This is a genomic window from Actinomyces sp. ZJ308 (genome assembly GCF_011752065.1).
Classification (GTDB): Bacteria; Actinomycetota; Actinomycetes; order Actinomycetales; family Actinomycetaceae; genus Actinomyces.
Map to the genome: position 1 here is coordinate 1 of NZ_JAAIJY010000038.1, position 17,491 is coordinate 17,491.

General features: G+C 68.4%; 11 protein-coding genes. 6 read left to right on the forward strand and 5 right to left on the reverse strand.

What is annotated here, in order from left to right:
- The first annotated feature begins 275 nt into the window (after window positions 1-275).
- The 5 genes from HCR68_RS12635 (at window position 276) to HCR68_RS12655 (ending at window position 4,959) form a co-directional block, all read left to right on the forward strand.
- Window positions 276-929 (forward strand): hypothetical protein, encoded by a 654-nt coding sequence (locus tag HCR68_RS12635; protein ID WP_167150016.1) that lies wholly within the window; start codon window positions 276-278, stop codon window positions 927-929.
- A 97-nt stretch (window positions 930-1,026) separates the two neighbouring features.
- Complete coding sequence (locus tag HCR68_RS12640) at window positions 1,027-1,722, forward strand: hypothetical protein (protein ID WP_167150018.1); 696 nt, start codon at window positions 1,027-1,029, stop codon at window positions 1,720-1,722.
- A 572-nt stretch (window positions 1,723-2,294) separates the two neighbouring features.
- Window positions 2,295-2,762 (forward strand): hypothetical protein, encoded by a 468-nt coding sequence (locus HCR68_RS12645; RefSeq protein WP_243859111.1) that lies wholly within the window; start codon window positions 2,295-2,297, stop codon window positions 2,760-2,762.
- A gap of 545 nt (window positions 2,763-3,307) precedes the next feature.
- On the forward strand, window positions 3,308-3,808 hold the full coding sequence (locus HCR68_RS14555; RefSeq protein WP_347878335.1) for a hypothetical protein: 501 nt from the start codon (window positions 3,308-3,310) through the stop codon (window positions 3,806-3,808).
- A gap of 80 nt (window positions 3,809-3,888) precedes the next feature.
- Window positions 3,889-4,959 (forward strand): alpha/beta hydrolase, encoded by a 1,071-nt coding sequence (locus HCR68_RS12655; RefSeq protein WP_167150024.1) that lies wholly within the window; start codon window positions 3,889-3,891, stop codon window positions 4,957-4,959.
- A gap of 42 nt (window positions 4,960-5,001) precedes the next feature.
- Here HCR68_RS12655 and HCR68_RS12660 read toward each other — a convergent pair whose 3' ends face one another.
- From HCR68_RS12660 to HCR68_RS12675, 4 genes are all read right to left on the reverse strand, one after another.
- Window positions 5,002-5,649, reverse strand: a complete 648-nt coding sequence (locus HCR68_RS12660) for a response regulator transcription factor (protein ID WP_167150026.1) — start codon at window positions 5,647-5,649, stop codon at window positions 5,002-5,004.
- The gene (locus tag HCR68_RS12665) at window positions 5,646-6,893 is read right to left on the reverse strand and encodes a histidine kinase (RefSeq protein WP_167150028.1); all 1,248 of its coding nucleotides are present in this window, start codon (window positions 6,891-6,893) and stop codon (window positions 5,646-5,648) included. Before HCR68_RS12665 ends, HCR68_RS12660 begins: the two co-directional genes overlap by 4 nt.
- A 43-nt stretch (window positions 6,894-6,936) precedes the next feature.
- Window positions 6,937-8,907, reverse strand: coding sequence for a serine hydrolase domain-containing protein (locus tag HCR68_RS12670; protein WP_243859112.1), 1,971 nt, complete (start codon window positions 8,905-8,907; stop codon window positions 6,937-6,939).
- A gap of 377 nt (window positions 8,908-9,284) precedes the next feature.
- Window positions 9,285-11,534 carry a hypothetical protein gene (locus HCR68_RS12675; protein WP_167150030.1) on the reverse strand — a complete coding sequence of 750 codons (2,250 nt, stop codon included), beginning with the start codon at window positions 11,532-11,534 and terminating at the stop codon, window positions 9,285-9,287.
- Window positions 11,535-11,944: 410 nt separating this feature from the next.
- Here HCR68_RS12675 and HCR68_RS12680 point away from each other — a divergent pair, with 410 nt between their 5' ends.
- Window positions 11,945-14,608 (forward strand): DUF2156 domain-containing protein, encoded by a 2,664-nt coding sequence (locus tag HCR68_RS12680; RefSeq protein ID WP_167150032.1) that lies wholly within the window; start codon window positions 11,945-11,947, stop codon window positions 14,606-14,608.
- 116 nt (window positions 14,609-14,724) lie between these two features.
- Here the strand turns inward: HCR68_RS12680 and ppdK are convergent, their stop codons facing one another.
- Window positions 14,725-17,430: a pyruvate, phosphate dikinase gene (gene ppdK / locus HCR68_RS12685; RefSeq protein WP_167150034.1), complete on the reverse strand. Its 2,706-nt coding sequence runs from the start codon at window positions 17,428-17,430 to the stop codon at window positions 14,725-14,727.
- Window positions 17,431-17,491 lie beyond the last annotated feature (61 nt).

Here is a 17,491-nt window from a genome sequence, read left to right on the forward strand (position 1 = left end):
CACGCAGCCAGGACTCAAGCACCTCCAGGTCACCCTCACGCACAACCAGTCCAGGAGCAGGTCTATTCGCCATACCCCCATCATCCTAAGCACCAACCACAAAACAACTAACGACACGCGACACTAGTGCTCCTTATTGATACACGTTCGTATGCACGCAAACGAGTAGGCCCCGATGTGTCCACGCATCTATTTCGAAACACATCCCCAGAAAGGGCGTTCCAAAGATGACAGTGGCATATGCTCGCTCAAGCCGACTGTCCCTCGTCGGGTTCATGGCAGTCTCATTGCTCCTGTCGGGATGCTCAGCGGTCAACTCCATTAGCGGCGCGAGAGCATCCGCCTCAAGTACGGCCGCAGTCGCGGGCAATATTCCAGTGTGTGACGTAACTTCCTCAGATGAGGTCGAGAAAGCAACGGGTCAGCAGATACGAACGTTCTCCTATGAACACGATAGTGAACTGGAGCCTTTTTATGTGTGTAGAGTATCCGGATTTCTGGAGCAGCAGATTAAAATCGAACGTGTTGAGGTCAAATTTAAATCATCCACAGAAGTTGACGTCCCCACACTGTACGACGCACACACATATTCGGAGGTTGCGGCCCGTCAGGATGCATCACCTTTCACTCTGGATGGCGTCAGTGGTGAGGGCGTAACAATCTCTCTCGATGCTAACAACTGGGCAGCCGTATGGCAGTACTCAGACGGTTCCATTCTCACCGTTTTCATTGTATGCAACGAGCGCGCCGGAGAACTTTCAGATGGAAACAAGACAGCTGCTTCCATCGCTGGTCTGTTTGTGGAGAAAGTCCCTCAAGTAGCCTCAGGCCCTAACCAACAGTTGATTTTCTATCCTGAAGATTCTTACCAGCTACCCAGATCAGAGGGTGCAACACCTTTGACACCGTGGCCTTCACCATCGCGCTAACCCAGGAGACACTAGCCTGAAACATACCGCCAGAAAGGCCGATCCAAAGATGACAGTGACATATGCTCGCTCAAGCCGACTGTTTCTCGTCGGGCTCATGGCAGTCTCATTGCTCCTGTCGGGATGCTCAGCGGTCACCTCCATTCGCGGCGCGAGAGCATCCGCATCAAGCACGGCCGCAGTAGCCTCCAACATACCCTTGTGCGATCTCACGACCGTAGGCAAAGTAGAGGAGAAGTTAGGGCAGCAAGTCGAGAAGTTTACTTACGAACACAGCAGTTCTTATGAGCACAATAACACCCCCTCGACATATGCTTCATATGGGTGCTGGGTATACGGATTCTCCGAGCATCAAGTCGAAACTGAGAAGTTCATAGTAAAATACAAGACTGACACCGACGTCGACGTGCCGGCGCTGTATGACGCCCATACCTACGCAGAAGCAAAAGCTCTTCAACGCGCAAGCCGATTCACTCTGGACGGCATCCAAGGCGAAGGGGTGACGATTCCTCTGGAAACCAACAACTGGGCAGCGGTATGGCAGTACCCAGACGGCACGATCCTCACCGTCCTCGCTGTACGAAACCGGGACACCGAAAAGATATCGAACGGCGGCGACGTCGTCACAGCAATCACCGAGATCTTCGCCCCGAAGGTCCCCGATATCGCCGCAGGCCCCACCCAAGAGTTCACCTTCTATCCAGTCAACGAAAACACAAAGAAGCAACTTGGGATTGTTGACGATGATGATATTGCAACACCTCGGACGCCGTGGCCCTCACCATCACGCTAGATCCCAAGACGCCGTGCAATCTCAGCGACATCTCACGCCTTCGATGACCTGCCACTGGAGTGCTGGGTGGAGGTTGGTCGGTATTGCTGGGTGTCAGAAAAGGGGCTCTTCGTGTTTGGGTATGTTTCGACGGTATGTCTCTCACCGGTCTGGGGTGTTGCTGCGTGGCATGGTCGCAGAGTGCAGTGCGTCGAGGTGCATCGTTGGGTGGTGGGGGATGGGGAGGCCTGCCAGGACCGTAACATTGCTGTGGCACAGATATATTCCAGAAGGTAGGATTTGCGTGTTTTTGCTGTGCCGGGATGTGGTCTCGGCCTGATCGTGGAAGGCCTGTCGCCATGAGTCGCTCTCTGTCTCTCCTGCACTATCCCTCTAGCCGTCGCCGTCGTGTTGCCGGTGCTCTGAGCGCCTGCCTGCTCACTGCTTCTCTCACCTTAGCGGGATGTTCGTCGAACAGCTCGAAGGCCGAGGGCACCATCCCACCACTTAACAGCGCGAGCAGCGGCTCGGCGGCGTCTGCAGCCTCGGGTGGCGCCTCGTCCGGTGCGAGCGGCACGGCAGGCTCGGGCTCAGTGACCGCAGAGTCCCTGTCCGACCCTGAGCTGGGTTACACGGTGGCGTCCATCCCCGAGGGCCTTGACGGTACTCAGACCAAGGTTCTCCAGGACTACATTGCCTACGACAAGGCAACATGGAGACTGTGGTTCACCAATGAGGGGGTGGACGAGATGCATTCTTATGCCACAGGCGATGCCCTCGAGCGGATCACGGCGAACGCTGAGAAGAGAAGCGGGCGGCATGCCAACCCTCCAGTCCGGATCGCCGTTTCGGAAGTGACTGTAGAGCCGTCGGGTGTCGCGAAGGTACGTGCCTGCCTCGATCAATCCGAAGTCACCGAGACTGACGATCAGGGAAAAGATGTCACTAAGAAAGAGAATCAAGCCCGCTTCCCAGTAACAATCAAGCTGGTGAATGGGTCTGGCGGCAGTTGGCTGGCCAACGAGGAGGATACCGGGGAGGCGAACTCATGTTCCCTATGAATACAAGACACATTGGGCGCCTCGCCGTCGGGGCACTCGCCTCAATGACGATGGTAGGCATCTCCCCCGTTACACCTATTTCTCCCGTGGCAACTGCCAGCATTGACGTGGGTGCGGACGGGGATGCAGCACAAGCCTCTGGAGGCGGGGGCTCGGTCTCGGTGTCAGTTTCCGTTGTCTACTCCACTGCAGGCTCCGGCGGTGGTGACGTTGCGGCAGGATCCTCCTCTCAGGAGGTCGCGGTCGAGGTTGAACCGGCATGTGGGTATAGGCCCTATCGTTCCGGAAAGAATGCTGCAGACTTTATTGAAAAGGGGAAGCGAGAGAGTCCGGAGCGAAATAAAAAAGGCTGGGACATGATTGCGGGATTCTATCCTGACTATCAGTCTCATAAAGATGACACGGAAGGCTACTGGTGGGAGCGCTACTGCAACGAGAAAGCATTTCCCGATGAGGAGTCTTACGATAAAGCCGTAGATGAATTCTATGATAACAATCCTGAACGAGTATGGGTGCCAGCGGGACAAGCCGGCCCTGCTCCGTATGTGCCTGGCGCCGTCCTGGCCAAAGCGGCCTGGCAGGCGGTGAAGATCCCGGCCCCGACCGTGGAGACCAATCCCAAGGTCGGGCAGCAGGGGGCCACCCTGGTGGGCATGGACACGTGGGTGTGGGCCACCGGGGATACGCCCACCAGCGTGACCGCCACGGCCAGCGTCGGGGGCAACTCGGCTACGGTGACGGCCTCCTCAACCGGCCTGCAGCTGTCCGCTCCTGACGGGAAGGCCTCCTGCACAGGCTTCGGGATCCCCTGGCACTCCGGTATGCCGGAGGGATCCAGCCCCTGCACCATCACCTTCAACCGGTCCAGCGCCCACCTGGGCGGCACCACTCCCCTGGACATTAAGGTGGCCTACTCCGCTTCCTTCACCGGCTCGGACGGGTCCAGCGGTACCCTGCCGGCCATCACCACCACCAGCACCGTCAACCTCCCCGTCGCCGAGGTCCAGACCCTGACCACCAACAACAAGAACCCCCGCCAGAACTGAACCCGATGGCGCCGGTTGAGGCATAGTGCTGGCCGGTGTCCGTAGCCGGCGTTGGCGGCCCGCAGTGGGATCATAGGGGCGTGAACGCAACGACCGAGCACGCACCGGTGGGGGCCTGGGGGCCGGATTTCCTGGGACCGGGCTTCGAGGCCCGCACCCTGGAGCTGCTGCCCGACGACGAGGACGACGGCGCCGTCGCCACCCTGGTGCGCCACCTGCCCGCCCTCGACCCGGGCGCCCTGCCGGGCACGCCCACCACTCCCGGCTTCGTCTACCTCTACCTGCACGGCTGGAACGACTACTTCTTCCAGACCCACCTGGCCCGTGAGATCTCCCGCCTGGGCGGGGCCTTCTACGCCCTGGACCTGCGCCGATACGGCCGCTCCTGGCGCGAGGGCCAGATGCTGGGCTGGTGCACCTCCCTGGCCGACTACGACGAGGACCTGGGCCTGGCCCTGTCCGCCATCCGCGCCGACCAGGGCTGGGAGACCGAGGTCGTGCTGTCCGGCCACTCCACCGGCGGGCTCGTCGCCGCCCTGTGGGCCGACCGTCACCCGGGAGCGCTGCGCGCCCTCGTCCTGAACTCCGCCTGGCTCTCGCTCCAGGGCTCCGAGCTGGTGCGCGCCGTCGGCGAACCGGTCCTGCGCACCCTGGCACTGCGAGACCCGCGCATGTCGATCCTCGACGGCTGGGTCGACCCGGCCCGGGCCTTCTCCATCACCGACGGCTGGGACCCAGAGCGCGACGGCGAGCTGCCCGACCCCGCCTGGGCCGACGACCCTTACGTGACCGGCTGGGACATCAACCCCGCCTGGTCGCTCAAGCCCTCCGCACCCGTGCGCATCGGCTGGCTGCAGGCCGTCATGGAGGGGCACAACCGGGTCGCCCAGGGCCTGGACATCCGCTGCCCGGTACTGTCGATGGGGGCGGCCACCACCCGGCTCGGGGTGACGTGGATGCCGGAGTCCAGGCACGCGGACACGATCATCGACGCCGACGCCACCGCCCGCCGCGCAGTCATGCTCGGCAAGCTCGTGACCATCGCCCGGTTCCCCGGCGGGGTCCACGACCTCACCCTGTCCGAGCCGCCCGTGCGCGAGCAGGTCTTCTCCGCCCTGCGGCGCTGGATGTCCGCCTACGTGCTGCGCTGAGCCGGCCCGACGACGGCCGCGGCCGGCCGCCCGCGCACAGGGCTAGACCAGCCCGTTGCGGTAGGCCCACACGACGGCCTGGACCCGGTCTCGCGCACCGATCTTGGGCAGGATCCTCGTCAGGTGCGACTTGACCGTGCTGGTCTCGACGACGAGCTCGGCGGCGATCTCCGCGTTCGACATGCCGCGTGCCAGGAGCTGGACCACCTCGCGCTCGCGCCCCGTGAGCGCGGCCAGCCCCTCACCGTTCCCGGATCGGGCCGGCCGGCGGGCGAACTCGGCGATGACCCGCCGGGTCACGCCCCGGTCGATCAGTCCGAATCCGGCAGCCAGCCTGCGCACGGCGTCGACGAGCTCCTCCGGCTCGCAGTCCTTGAGGATGAATCCGTCGGCCCCCGCCTCCAGGGCGCCGAAGACGTCGGCGTCCAGGTCGAAGGTGGTGACCACCAGCACCGCCGGGGTGGCGCCCTCACGCTCGGCGACGATCTGGCGCGTGGCCGTCAGTCCGTCGCCCTCGGCCATCCGCAGGTCCATGCACACGACGTCGGGCCGGGTCGCCCGCACCACGCGGACCGCCTCCCTGCCGCCGGAGGCCTCGCCCACCACCGTGATGTCCTCGTGCTCCTCCAGCAGGATGCGGAACCCGGCGCGGACCACCGCCTGGTCGTCCACCAGTACCACCCTGATCACGCGTCCTCCTCCTGAGCCTCCCGGGCCAATGGCAGGACCAACCGTACCCGCCAGCCGCCGCCCTCCACCGGGCCGGCCCGGAACACGCCCCCGACGGCGTCCGCCCGCTCCCGCATGACCGTCAGGCCGGTGCCGCCACCACCGGGGTCGGCCGGCGGCATGCGCGCCGGGCCGTTGAGGATACGCAGCTCGAGGGCGGCCGCCCTACGCTCGACCTCCACCGTGATCGGGGCTCCCGGAGCATGCTGCAGGGCGTTGCTGATGGCCTGCTGCGCCACCCGGAAGAGGGCCGTTTCGGCCTGCGGTGACAGGGCATGCGTATCGGCGGGTGCATCAGCGGGCGTACCAACGGACCCTGCCTGTCCGGGTTCGCCGCCCAGCAGTCCGCCGTCGAGCAGCTCGATGTCAACGCCGAGTGCGCGGGTGGAGGCGACCAGCTCGGGCAGGTCACGCAGCCCTGGCGCGGAGGCCTGACTGTCCTCGTCACTGCGCAGCAGGCCCACCACGGAGCGGAGCCCGGACAGGGTCTCCTTGGCCTGGCTACGCAGCTGCTGCGCCGTCTGCCTGGCCGACTGCGGGTCGCGGTCGATCAGCCTCTCAAGCGCGGCCGCCTGCACGACGATCCCGGCCAGGTGATGGGCGGCGACGTCGTGCAGCTCCCCGGCCAGGCGGCGGCGCTCCTGGATGAGGGCCGTCTCCAGCTGCCGCTCGTGCTCGCGTCTGAGAAACTCCTGGCGGGAGCGCTCGTACCTGCGGCTGCTGGCCAGTGCCACGCCGCCCAGCACCGGCAGCAGGTAGACCGCCAGCTTCACCAGCGTGCTCACAATGGCGCTTTGCCACTGCTCCGGCGGGTTTCGCCACACGTCAACCGCTGCGTTGGTCAGTGCCAGGACCGCCAGCACGGCCACGGTTCGACGTGGGGGAAATCGCATCCCCATACCGAAGGACACCACGACCTGGCCGTACCCGTTGGCGATGAATCCCACCGGAACAAGCAGTGATGTCACGACCTCCGCCGACCACACCAGTGCCTGGCAGAGCAGCGGGCGACTGCGCCATAGCACCAGGGCCAGCCCCTCGGCCCCGAGCGGGATCGCCGTTGCGGCGAACCACTGTCGAGCACCGACGGGCACCATGGTGCTCGCGAGAAGCATAGTCGTCGGCTGGACCACCGCGATGGCAAGGGCCAGCAGCACATCGTTGCGCCGGATCGGGACCGAGCCGGCGGGAACGGACAGGCTCATGGCTGCATTGTCGCCGACGGGCACAGGCCTCGACGGCTCCCGGTCACAGGCCGAGCCCGGGCACCAGGGCGTTGCCGGCCCAGGCCCACCAGGCCAGCGCCACCAGCGCCGCCAGGAGTAGGGCCGACATGGTGACTCTCCGCCAGCCCGCCCGGCGCCGAACGGCGATCACGAGGTCGGCTGCTGCCGGGATGACGGCCACCACCCCCAGGGCCTGCAGGACTTGGGCACATCGTGCTACCGGGATCAGCCAGGTGAAGGAACCGTCGGTAAAATTCGTTGGATTAGCCCTGATGACGAGGAGCAGCCCGATCCAGGTGAGCTGGGCGGCCAGCGCCAGAGCCCCGCCGCCCCGCGCTACGCGAGTCAACCACGGCAACGGGGCACCGACCTCCTGCCCCCGTTTGAGGGCCCGATGTCGTCGCAGGGCCCCGACCGGCCAGGCCACCGTCACCACCAGCAGCAGGACCAGGCAGACGCCGAACACGGGCGCCAGCGCCTGCTGAACCGGCGTGGTGGGAAGCAGGGTGTAAGCCGATCCCGGACTCAGGCTGATAACGTGGCCGTCCTTGACCTGAGCGGCGATGGCGCCGGCACCGTCGACCTGCCGCCAGACCCACGGCTCGACCTCAACGTACGGCGATTTATTAGGCACGAGATCTCCGTTGAAAATGAGTTTCCCGTCACCCGCATGCTCAATCGTCGTCGAGCCAAGAGCAGGTACCCAGGCTGTCAGGAAGGTGGCCCAGAAGCCTCTGCTGACCACATAGGAGCCGGCTACCTGACGGGCGCGCTCGGCGGAGTCCTTGCTGCCGGAGGCCTTGACCGCATCTGCGGGGAAGTAGCGGTCGGCGAAGCCCTGAGCCAGGTCCTCGCGCAGGCTGCTCGAGGCCTCGTTGCCGTCACCGTTGTAGGAGATGAAGATGCCGGTCTTCTCCTCGGGGTAGAGCTCAAACTTGGAATGCCACCCGTGGATGTCGCCACTGTGCTCCACAATGCGCCGGCCGTGACGGCTGAGCTCGAAGTAGCCCAGGCCCATCTCCCCGGCCTTGGCCCGGTTACCGAGTCGCTCCTCCCCCAGTCCAGGGGACCACATCTGCTCCCAGGTCTCCTCACGCAGCAACTTCGGAGAGCGGCTCAGCTGAGCATTCATGAAGGCGGCGAAGTCCGGGGCTGAGACGGTCAGGGCGCCAGCCGGGAAGTCACCCATGAGTTCAAAGGGAATCTTCTCGCCGGTGGAGGTGTAGCCCGGGCCCAGTGAACCCGCCAGTCCTTCGGGCAGGGGCTGCTCGTAGGTGGAGGTGGTCATCCCCGCCGGCTCCAGGACGTGCTCACGCACATAGGTCTCGAAGGGCTGCCCGCTGACCCGCTGCACGATGTAACCGGTCAGGGCCATCCCGTAGTTGGAGTAGCCCGGGGTAGTGCCCGGCGCGAAGACCTGCACCGGCGGGTCACTCTTGACGGAAGCCTCCAGGTCCGTCATCGGGGCAACTTTCCACCTCTCCTCGAAGCCCGCCGAGTGGGTCAGCAGATGACGCAGGGTCAGGGGCTCATCGAAGCGCCGCTCGATCTCGAAGTCGAGATAGGCGCTGATATCCGCATCAAGATCCAGCTTGCCCTGCTCCACCAGCTGCATCGCCGCGATCGACGTCGGGATCTTAGAGATCGAGGCCACCCGGAACAAGGACCTCTGCGGGTCCACCGCCACCGGGTCACCGCCCGAGGCGCCCGTGTCGGCCCAGCCGTAACCGCGAGTGGTGACCACCTGCCCGTCCTTGACCACGGCCACCACGGCGCCGGGGATGTCGCCGTTCTTCAGAGCGTCAGGGATCTTGCCGTCCAGCCAGGCGTTCACGTCCTCGGCCGTCAGCTGGTGCTCACCGGCCGGCGGCTCCGGCGGCGGCACACTAGCCGACGACGCCTGGCCACAGGCGGTCAGCAGGGTCAAGGACGCCAACAGGGCCACAACAACCAGGGCCATCGCCCTGCGCGTCAGGTTGCGCGTCGCGTTCATGATCATCTCCCAGGCCCGCGTGGTCGGGAAGCCGCGAGCCGCCTCAACCCTCACGGTTCCGGGAGGCTCTCCTCTACGGGCGCGGGACGGCAGCGGGCTTACGACCTACGATGCAAGCCACTTGGCCACACGGGTGAGTCCGACGGAGGAGGAGTCAGTCCCACGAGCACCGGCCACCGGCGAGCACCAGCACCTCGAACTGTCCGCACAGCGGAGATGACCGCCTCCGCCGCCGGCGCAGCCGACGATCATCCGCAGAATTCTGCGGTTCTTGCTCGGGCCGTGACGCCCACGCAGAGTTCATCTCCGCTGCGTGGACACCCGCAGCACCTGCCGGACCGCCCTCATCGGCGCCCGGCCGGCTGCCGCAGCACGACTCAGGAGCTGCGGTCGGCCAGGTCGTCGCGCAGGTCCCCCAGGTGGGCGCCGCGCACGCCGACGCGCCACACTCGCCAGCCGTCGGCGTCGCTCACGTCCTGGGCGGCGTTGGCGGCCGAGGTCGGGTCGGTGAAGGAGCGCCCGTCGGACAGGGTGATGACGCCCTCCACCGACAGGATCGCCTCGTGGTAGATGCCCCGGCGCAGCCGCTGCCAGATGAGCTGGGTCGGCTCCCCGAGAGTGGCCGCCACCGCCGCCAGCTCCGCGGTCTCCTGGACCAGGAGGGACTTCGACGGGTCCCCGCCCAGGGCCTCGGCCACCGGGTCGAGCGCGTCGGCGGACCCGCGCAGCGGCTCCCAGGACACCAGGGGAACCGCCCCGGTGGGCTCGTCCGGGCGGGCCTCGTTGGGGGCCACGGTGGACCAGGCCTCGGCGGCCTGCGCCGAGTGCTCACCCGTCTCGGGGACGCCCGAGGCGGCCGGCGACGTCGCGGCGTGAGAGGTCGGCGACGCGGCGGCACTCTCCTGCTCGCGGGACTGCGTCGCCCGCGAGCGCCGCCCCCGGCGGGTGCGGGAGTCGGCGTCATGCGAGGGCTCGGAGGGTGCGGAGCCGGCCGAGGCCGCGGAGCCGCCCCCTCCGGAGAGGCTGCTCCCGCCGAGGATGTCCACGCCTCCGGCCAGGGCCGCGACGGCACGAGCCTCCGCGCTGGTGGCGTCACCATGGTCGGCGCGGTCAGCATGAGCGGCCTGGCCGGCACGGTCGGTGCGCTCCGAGTGGTCTGCGTGGTCTGCACTGTCGATACGGCTCGGCTCGTCGGCACGCCGGCCCGCGCCGGCACCGGTGCTGCCGCCGGCCCCGTCGCGGGCGGTGTTGTCCAGGCCCGGTTCGTCATCCAGGTCGATCGTGACGGGGCCGGCCAGGGAGTCCCCGCTCAGGATGTCGGCCAGGTCCCGTCCGACGCCACCGCCAGCCGTCCGGTCGGCACCGCCGTCAGTGTCACCGATACCGTCAACGCTGCCGGCGGCACCATCCGTGCCCGGCTGCTCGTCGTCGGCCCGGTGGTCCCTGTCGTCATCGTCGTCACTGTCATTACTGCGGTCGCGGGCGCCGCTCTCGGGGTCGGCTGCGTCGGAGTCCACGACGGAGTCGGTGGCGTCGTCGTGAGACGCGGCGGCGCCGGCGGAGGCCTGCGCGGCGGGCTCACCGGCAGCCTCGCCGGCAGTGTCGCTCCCGGAGTCACCGGCGGCGGACTCAGCCGAGTCCTCAACGGAGGCGGTCGAGGCGTCAGCGGCCGGTTCGTCGGCCGCGGTCCTGTCCCCGTCCTCGTGCCCGGCCGAGTCCCTGGGGCCCTCGGGGGCCTCGGGCCGGTCCTCGGCCCTGTCCCGCCGGTCCTGGTCCGCCAGGGCGCGCACCTGGGGCTGCTCGGCGGTCACGGCCACCGGCTCGAACAGCTCGGAGAGCGCGTCGGCGGCGCCCGATGCGGCGAAGGCGCCCGCGGGGATGCCCTCACCGGTGGCGTCGCCGTCGCCGGGGTCCTCCTGCGGCAGGACGATCTCGATGGGGCCGGTCACCGGGCTCATCTGCTCGGCCTGCTCGGAGGCGTCAATGGCGCGCGAGCCCGCGGCTCCGACGCCGCCGGCGGAACCGGTGGAACCGGCAAGGGCCGGGCGGGGCGCACGGGCCACGAGCAGCGGCCCTCCGGCGGCCACGTCCGTCCCGGAGATCTTCTCCACGACGACGACGATGCGGGACTCGTCCACGATGCGCACGTCCACCTCGTGGATCTCCAGGCCGGAGGAGGCCAGCACGCCCAGTCCCCCGACGACGTCGGGCTCCAGGGATGCGCTCAGGATCGTCAGTCGCGGCCCGGCCTCGACCTGGGCGGGCATGGCCTCGCGGAACTCGTTCCAGTCCTCGCTGAAGGCCCCCAGTCCGCCCGCGTACCTGCTGGCGATCTCGCGGCGGCCCGCGGCGGCGGCCTGGGTCAGGCGCGACATGGCGGCCAGCAGCCCCGCGGAGTCGACGCTCTCCAGAACCTCGACGACGACGACCTGCCCGGTGGCGTCCAGGGCGGTCAGGCTCGCTCCGCCCTCGATCTCGTCCCAGGCCAGGGGGAAGAGCGGGCGGCGCAGGACGTCGACGATCTGGCGCTGGATGGCGACCAGGCTGTGGGACAGGGTGATGGCATCAGCGGAGCGTCCCAGGCGCACGGGCAGGAGGTGGTTGCCGTCGAGCTCGTACATGGCCATGGATGGGGCCGCCTTTCCTCGTCGTCCTGCTCCGCGATGGCCTCCAGCACAGTCGGGCACACGCGTGGGCAGCTCACAGTCGAGTCGCCCACGAACGCAGTGCCCAGCCATCCTGTCACGACCGCCAGCACACGGCAGCGTATCTCATCATGGCAACGAAAGGCGGGACACCGGACCACCACATCGGCCCCCGAGCAGTGAGAAAACCGCGGCCGTACGCGTATATCGAGGTTTTCTCTCAGGGTTATCCCTGATTCTTAGAGAGACCGGTCTCATGGGCTCATCCGCCTCGAGGGGGATGAGGATGCCTACGAAGTGGATAAGAATGTCGGCTGGTCGACCCCTTCAGGGAGCCAACCGGCCTTTAACGCACCGCCAACCTCCCACCCCCTACCGTCTGAGGAGTGTTCATGCCGTCGGCCTCGTCCACCACGACTCCCCCGGACGTACCCGAGAGCGCCCCTTCCCCGGCGTCCTCCTCCGTCTCATCCGTCTCCTCATCGTCTCCCGCTGCGGGAGCCTCCCGGCCCCCACAGTCCACCCCACAGCGCTCCGGTGCACCCGCCGCGGCCTCCGCACGGCCCGCAGCGCAGTCCACCGCACAACCACCGGCACAGCCGGCAGCACAGCCGGCAGAGCAGTCCTCGGGTCTCAGTGCACACGCGCGCCGGGCCTGGCGGGCCACCCGCACCTGGCTGGCCCCGGCACCGGCGGCAACCGCCTCCGCGGTGCTCGTCCTCCTGACCGGACTGGTCCTCATGCCCTGGGGTCACCGCGGCCAGATGGCCCTGGCCGCCCTCATCAACCGGCCCGAGCGGGTCTGGACCCTGCTGACCGCCTGGGCGGCCCCCGGCCACCTGGTACCGGTGACGGGCATCATCGCGCTGCTGTCCGTCGGGGTCCTGCTGGAGCGGCTCCTGGGGACGCGACGGTGGCTGGTCACCGGCCTCATCTCCACCGCCGGGGGCATCGCCCTGGCCCAGGTGCTCTACCCGATCATCGGACGGGTGTGGGAGGCATGGTCCCCCTACCTCGTCCACGCCCCGATCCAGGGCGTGAGCCTTCCCATGGCCGGCCTCGTGGCGGCCTCCACCAGCGTCATGCGCCCGTCCTGGCGGCGGCGCGTGCGCCTGGTCATGTTCGCCGTCCTCATCGTCTCGGCCGCGGTGACCGGCACCGTGGGTGCCCTGGCCCGTCTGGGGTCGGGCGTCGTCGGCCTCGTCCTGGGCATCGCGCTGGAGCGCGGGCAGCAGACCGCCCCGTCCCAGGAGCTGCCCCGGCGGGTGGAGCGCGAGCTCGTGGCCTTCCTGGTGGCCTGCTGGTCGGTGGGCTGCGCCCTGGCGGTCCTGAGCAACGCCGCCGGCCCCCTGGCCGACGCCCGCTACGGGCTGACCCCCGCCATCCTGCCCAAGGACGCCGTCGTCCACCCGGTCGAGCTGCTGCTGCTGTGCATGCCGGCCCTTCTTCAGCTGGTCCTGGCCGACGGCCTGCGCCGCGGGCGCCGCTCGGCGGCCCGGGGCACCATCGCCCTCCAGATCTTCCTGGGGGCCTGCACCGCCCTGTTCGCCCTGGCGGAGAAGATCGACGAGCAGCTGCCCGAGCCCACCACCACCACAGCCCGGATCCTGCACAGCTGGCTGTACTCCGGCCACCTGCTGGTGCCGCTGCTGCTCAACATCGTGGTCATCAGCCTCGTGGTGTGGAAGAGGGGCTGCTTCACCCTGGGCTCACGCCCCGGCGTCATTCGCCGCGCCGCCACCGCCTGGGTCCTGACCGTCCTCGGAGGGGCCGCCGTCACCGTGCTCGGGGGGCTGCTCATCTCCCGCGACTTCTATCCCTACGCGACCTGGCCCGCCCTGCTGGAGACCTACCTGTCCTACCTGCTGCCCGTGAGCACCGGCGGCATCATGGGCCTCATCCTTGAGCCCCTGACCCCGATGGCCCATCTCGTCGCCGAGTGGGTGCCGGTCGCCGTGTGGCTCCTGACGATCCTGTGGGTGTGGCTGGCCCAGTCGGCGCCCGCCCGCACCCGGGTCTCCAGCCGTGAGGAGCTCACCGAGCTGGTGCGCGGCCGCGGCGCCGGGACCCTGGGCTGGATGCTCACCTGGGAGGGCAACGAGGCCTGGGTCAACGAGGCGGGCACGGCCGGATTCTCCTACCGGCCCAGCCGCGACGTCGCCCTGACGGTCGGTGACCCCGCCGCCGACGACGCCGACGTGGCCCAGGCGGTGCGCGACTTCGCCGGCTTCGCCACCGACGCCGGACTCATCCCGGCCCTCTACTCGGTGCACGCCCCGGCCATGGAGGCGGCCCGCGCCATGGGCTGGACGATCCTGCAGGTGGCCGAGGAGGCCGTCCTGGACCTGCCGGACCTGGCCTTCCGCGGCAAGGCCTACCAGGACGTGCGCACCGCCCTCAACCACGCCCGCAAGCAGGGGATCGAGGCCGTGTGGACCACCTTCTGCGACTGCCCGGCCGGCCAGCGCGACCAGATCCGCGCCATCTCCCAGGCCTGGGCCAGTGACAAGCCGCTGCCGGAGATGGGATTCACCCTCGGCGGCCTGGCCGAGCTCGACGACTCCGAGACGCGCCTGCTGCTGGCCGTCGACGCCGACGGCACCGTCCAGGGCGTCACCTCCTGGCTGCCGGTCTACCGCGACGGGCGGATCATCGGCCTGACCCTGGACTTCATGCGGCGCCGCGAGGGCGGCTTCCGACCCGTCATGGAGTTCCTCATCGGACGCGCCGCCCAGGACGCCCAGGCCGAGGGCCTGGAGATCCTGTCCCTGTCCGGGGCACCGCTGACGCGCTCCGCACCGTCCGATGGCGGCGCCTCCTCGCACTTCGACCCGCTCCTGGATCTGCTGGCCTCCGTGCTGGAGCCGGCCTACGGCTTCGGGTCCCTGCACGCCTACAAGCGCAAGTTCAAGCCGCGGGCGGTGCCCATGTACCTGGCGGTCCCCGACCCGGTGGATCTGCCCACCGTGGGGATCGCGATCGCCCGGGCCTACCTGCCCGACCTCAAGCCGTCCCAGACGGCGCGCTTCGCCCAGGTGCTCATGAACCGCGACTGAGGCACGGCGCCCCCCAGGGCACCCAGCACGCACGATGGAGCCGGCCGGCTCACCCCCTCGGGGCGAACCGGCCGGCTCCATCACTGTGGCTCGCAGTCGCTCTGCGCCTCTCGCGGTTACTCACCCTTGTCCTCGACGGCGACGCGCCCGGCCTCCAGGCGGGCCACCGGCACCCGGAAGGGCGAGCAGGACACGTAGTCCAGGCCCACGCGGTGGAAGAAGACGATGGACTCGGGGTCCCCGCCGTGCTCACCGCACACGCCCATCTTCATCTCCGGCTTGGTGGAGCGGCCCCGCTCCACGCCCAGGCGCACCATGCCGCCCACGCCGTGGTCGTCGATGGTCTCGAAGGGGGAGATCCCGAAGATGCCGTCGTCGATGTAGCGGCCCACGAAGGAGCCCTCGACGTCGTCGCGCGAGAAGCCCCAGGTGGTCTGGGTCAGGTCGTTGGTGCCGAAGGAGAAGAAGTCGGCCTCCTCGGCGATGTGGGCGGCGGTGACGGCCGCGCGCGGCAGCTCGATCATGCAGCCCACCGGGAAGTCGAGCGGGTAGCCGGAGGCCTCGGAGACCTCCCGCAGCACCTGCTCCACGCGCTCGCGCGCCAGCTGGAGCTCACGCACGGAGCCGATGAGCGGGATCATGATCTCCGGATGCGGGTCCCCGCCGACCTTGAGCCGCTCGACGGCGGCCTCGGCGATGGCGCGCACCTGCAGCTCGATGAGGCCCGGCATGGTCAGCAGCAGGCGGGCCCCGCGCAGGCCGAGCATCGGGTTGGACTCGTGGTGCTTGCGCACCACGGCCAGGAGCTCCTCGTCGGCCGGGTCCAGCTCGCCGCGCTCACGGTCCACGGCCACCTTGACGCTCAGCTCGGTCAGGTCCGGGAGGAACTCGTGCAGCGGCGGGTCGATGAGGCGCACCGTCATGGGCTTGCCGTTCATCGTCTCGAACATCTGGATGAAGTCGCCCTTCTGCAGCGGCAGGAGGGCCGCCAGGGCGGCCTCGCGCTCGGCGTCGGAGGCGGCCAGGATGAGGTTCTGGACGAACTGCTTGCGCTCGCCCAGGAACATGTGCTCGGTGCGACACAATCCCACGCCCTGGGCGCCGCGGTGGATGGCGTGGCGGGCGTCGTCGGGGGTATCGGCGTTGGCGCGCACCTCGAGGCGACGCACCTTGTCCGCGTGGCGCATGAGGCGGTCCACGGAGGTGACGAGCTCACGGGTGTCGACGTCGCCGGCCACGTCGAGGGCCTCGGCCAGGCCGCGGCGCAGGTAGGTCATGACCGGGGAGTCGACGACGTCGACCTGGCCGAGGAAGACCTCGCCGGAGGTGCCGTCGATGGCGATGATGTCGCCGCTGGTGAGGACCTCCTCGCGCCCGGCCACGCGCAGGGTCTTGCCTGCGGCGTCGACCTCGAGGGCCTCGGCGCCGCACACGCAGGTCTTGCCCATGCCGCGGGCGACGACGGCGGCGTGGCTGGTCTTGCCGCCGCGGGCCGTGAGCACGCCGGCGGCCGCCACCATGCCGGGCAGGTCGTCGGGGTTGGTCTCGCGGCGCACGAGGATGACCTGGTCGCCCTTCTCGGAGCGGGCGACGGCCTCCTCGTTGTCGAAGGCGATGTAGCCCACGGCGGCGCCCGGGGAGGCGGGCATGGCGCGGGTGAGCAGGTCGCGGGCGGACTCGTCGTCGAACTGGGGGAACATCAGCTGGGTGAGCTGCTCGCCGGAGACGCGCGTGAGGGCCTCGTCCATGGTGATGAGCTTCTCGTCGACGAGCTGGGTGGCCACGCGGAAGGCGGCCGCGGCGGTGCGCTTGCCCACGCGGGTCTGAAGCATCCACAGCTTGCCGCGCTCGATGGTGAACTCGATGTCGCACAGGTCGCGGTAGTGGGTCTCCAGGCGGCGCATGATGGAGCGCAGCTCGTCGTAGGAGCTCTTGTCCAGGCGCTCGAGGTCGGTCAGCGACAGGGTGTTGCGGATGCCGGCGACGACGTCCTCGCCCTGGGCGTTGACGAGGTAGTCGCCGTAGACGCCGGTGCGCCCGGTGGAGGGGTCACGGGTGAAGCACACGCCGGTGCCGGAGGTCTCCCCCATGTTGCCGAAGACCATGGTGCACACGTTGACGGCCGTGCCCAGGTCGTGGGGGATCTTCTCGCGGCGACGGTAGATGTGGGCGCGCTCGGTGTTCCAGGAGCGGAAGACGGCCTCGGTGGCCATGTCGAGCTGGGCGCGCGGGTCCTGGGGGAAGTCGATGCCGGCCTGCTCGCGCACGATCGCCTTGTACTGCTCGACGAGCTCGGTGAGCGCGGCCACGTCCAGCTCGTAGTCGAGCCTCACGCCGCGCTCGGCCTTCTTGGCGTCCAGGGCGTCGGAGAAGTGCTCGCCGTCGATGTCCAGGACGGTCTTGCCGAACATCTGGATGAGGCGGCGGTAGGAGTCCCAGGCGAAGCGCTCGTCGCCGCTGGCGGCGGCCAGGCCCTTCACGGAGTCATCGTTGAGGCCGATGTTGAGGACGGTCTCCATCATGCCGGGCATGGAGAACTTGGCGCCGCTTCGCACGGAGACGAGCAGCGGGTCCTCGGCGGCGCCGAGCTCGCGGCCCAGCTCCTCCTCCACGCCGCGCAGGGCGGTGGTGACCTGGACGGCGAGCTCGTCGGGGACCTCGCCGTCGGCCAGGTAGGCGCGGCAGGCGTCGGTGGTGATGGTGAAGCCGGGGGGAACGGGCAGGCCGAGGCGGGTCATCTCCGCCAGGTTCGCTCCCTTGCCGCCCAGGAGGTCCTTCTGGTCCTTGTCACCCTCGCTGAAGCGGTACACGTACTTGGGCATCCTTGCCTCTTTCGGTTCTTGTGGAACTACTAGGGACTCCGTGCACGCGCAGGCGCACGAG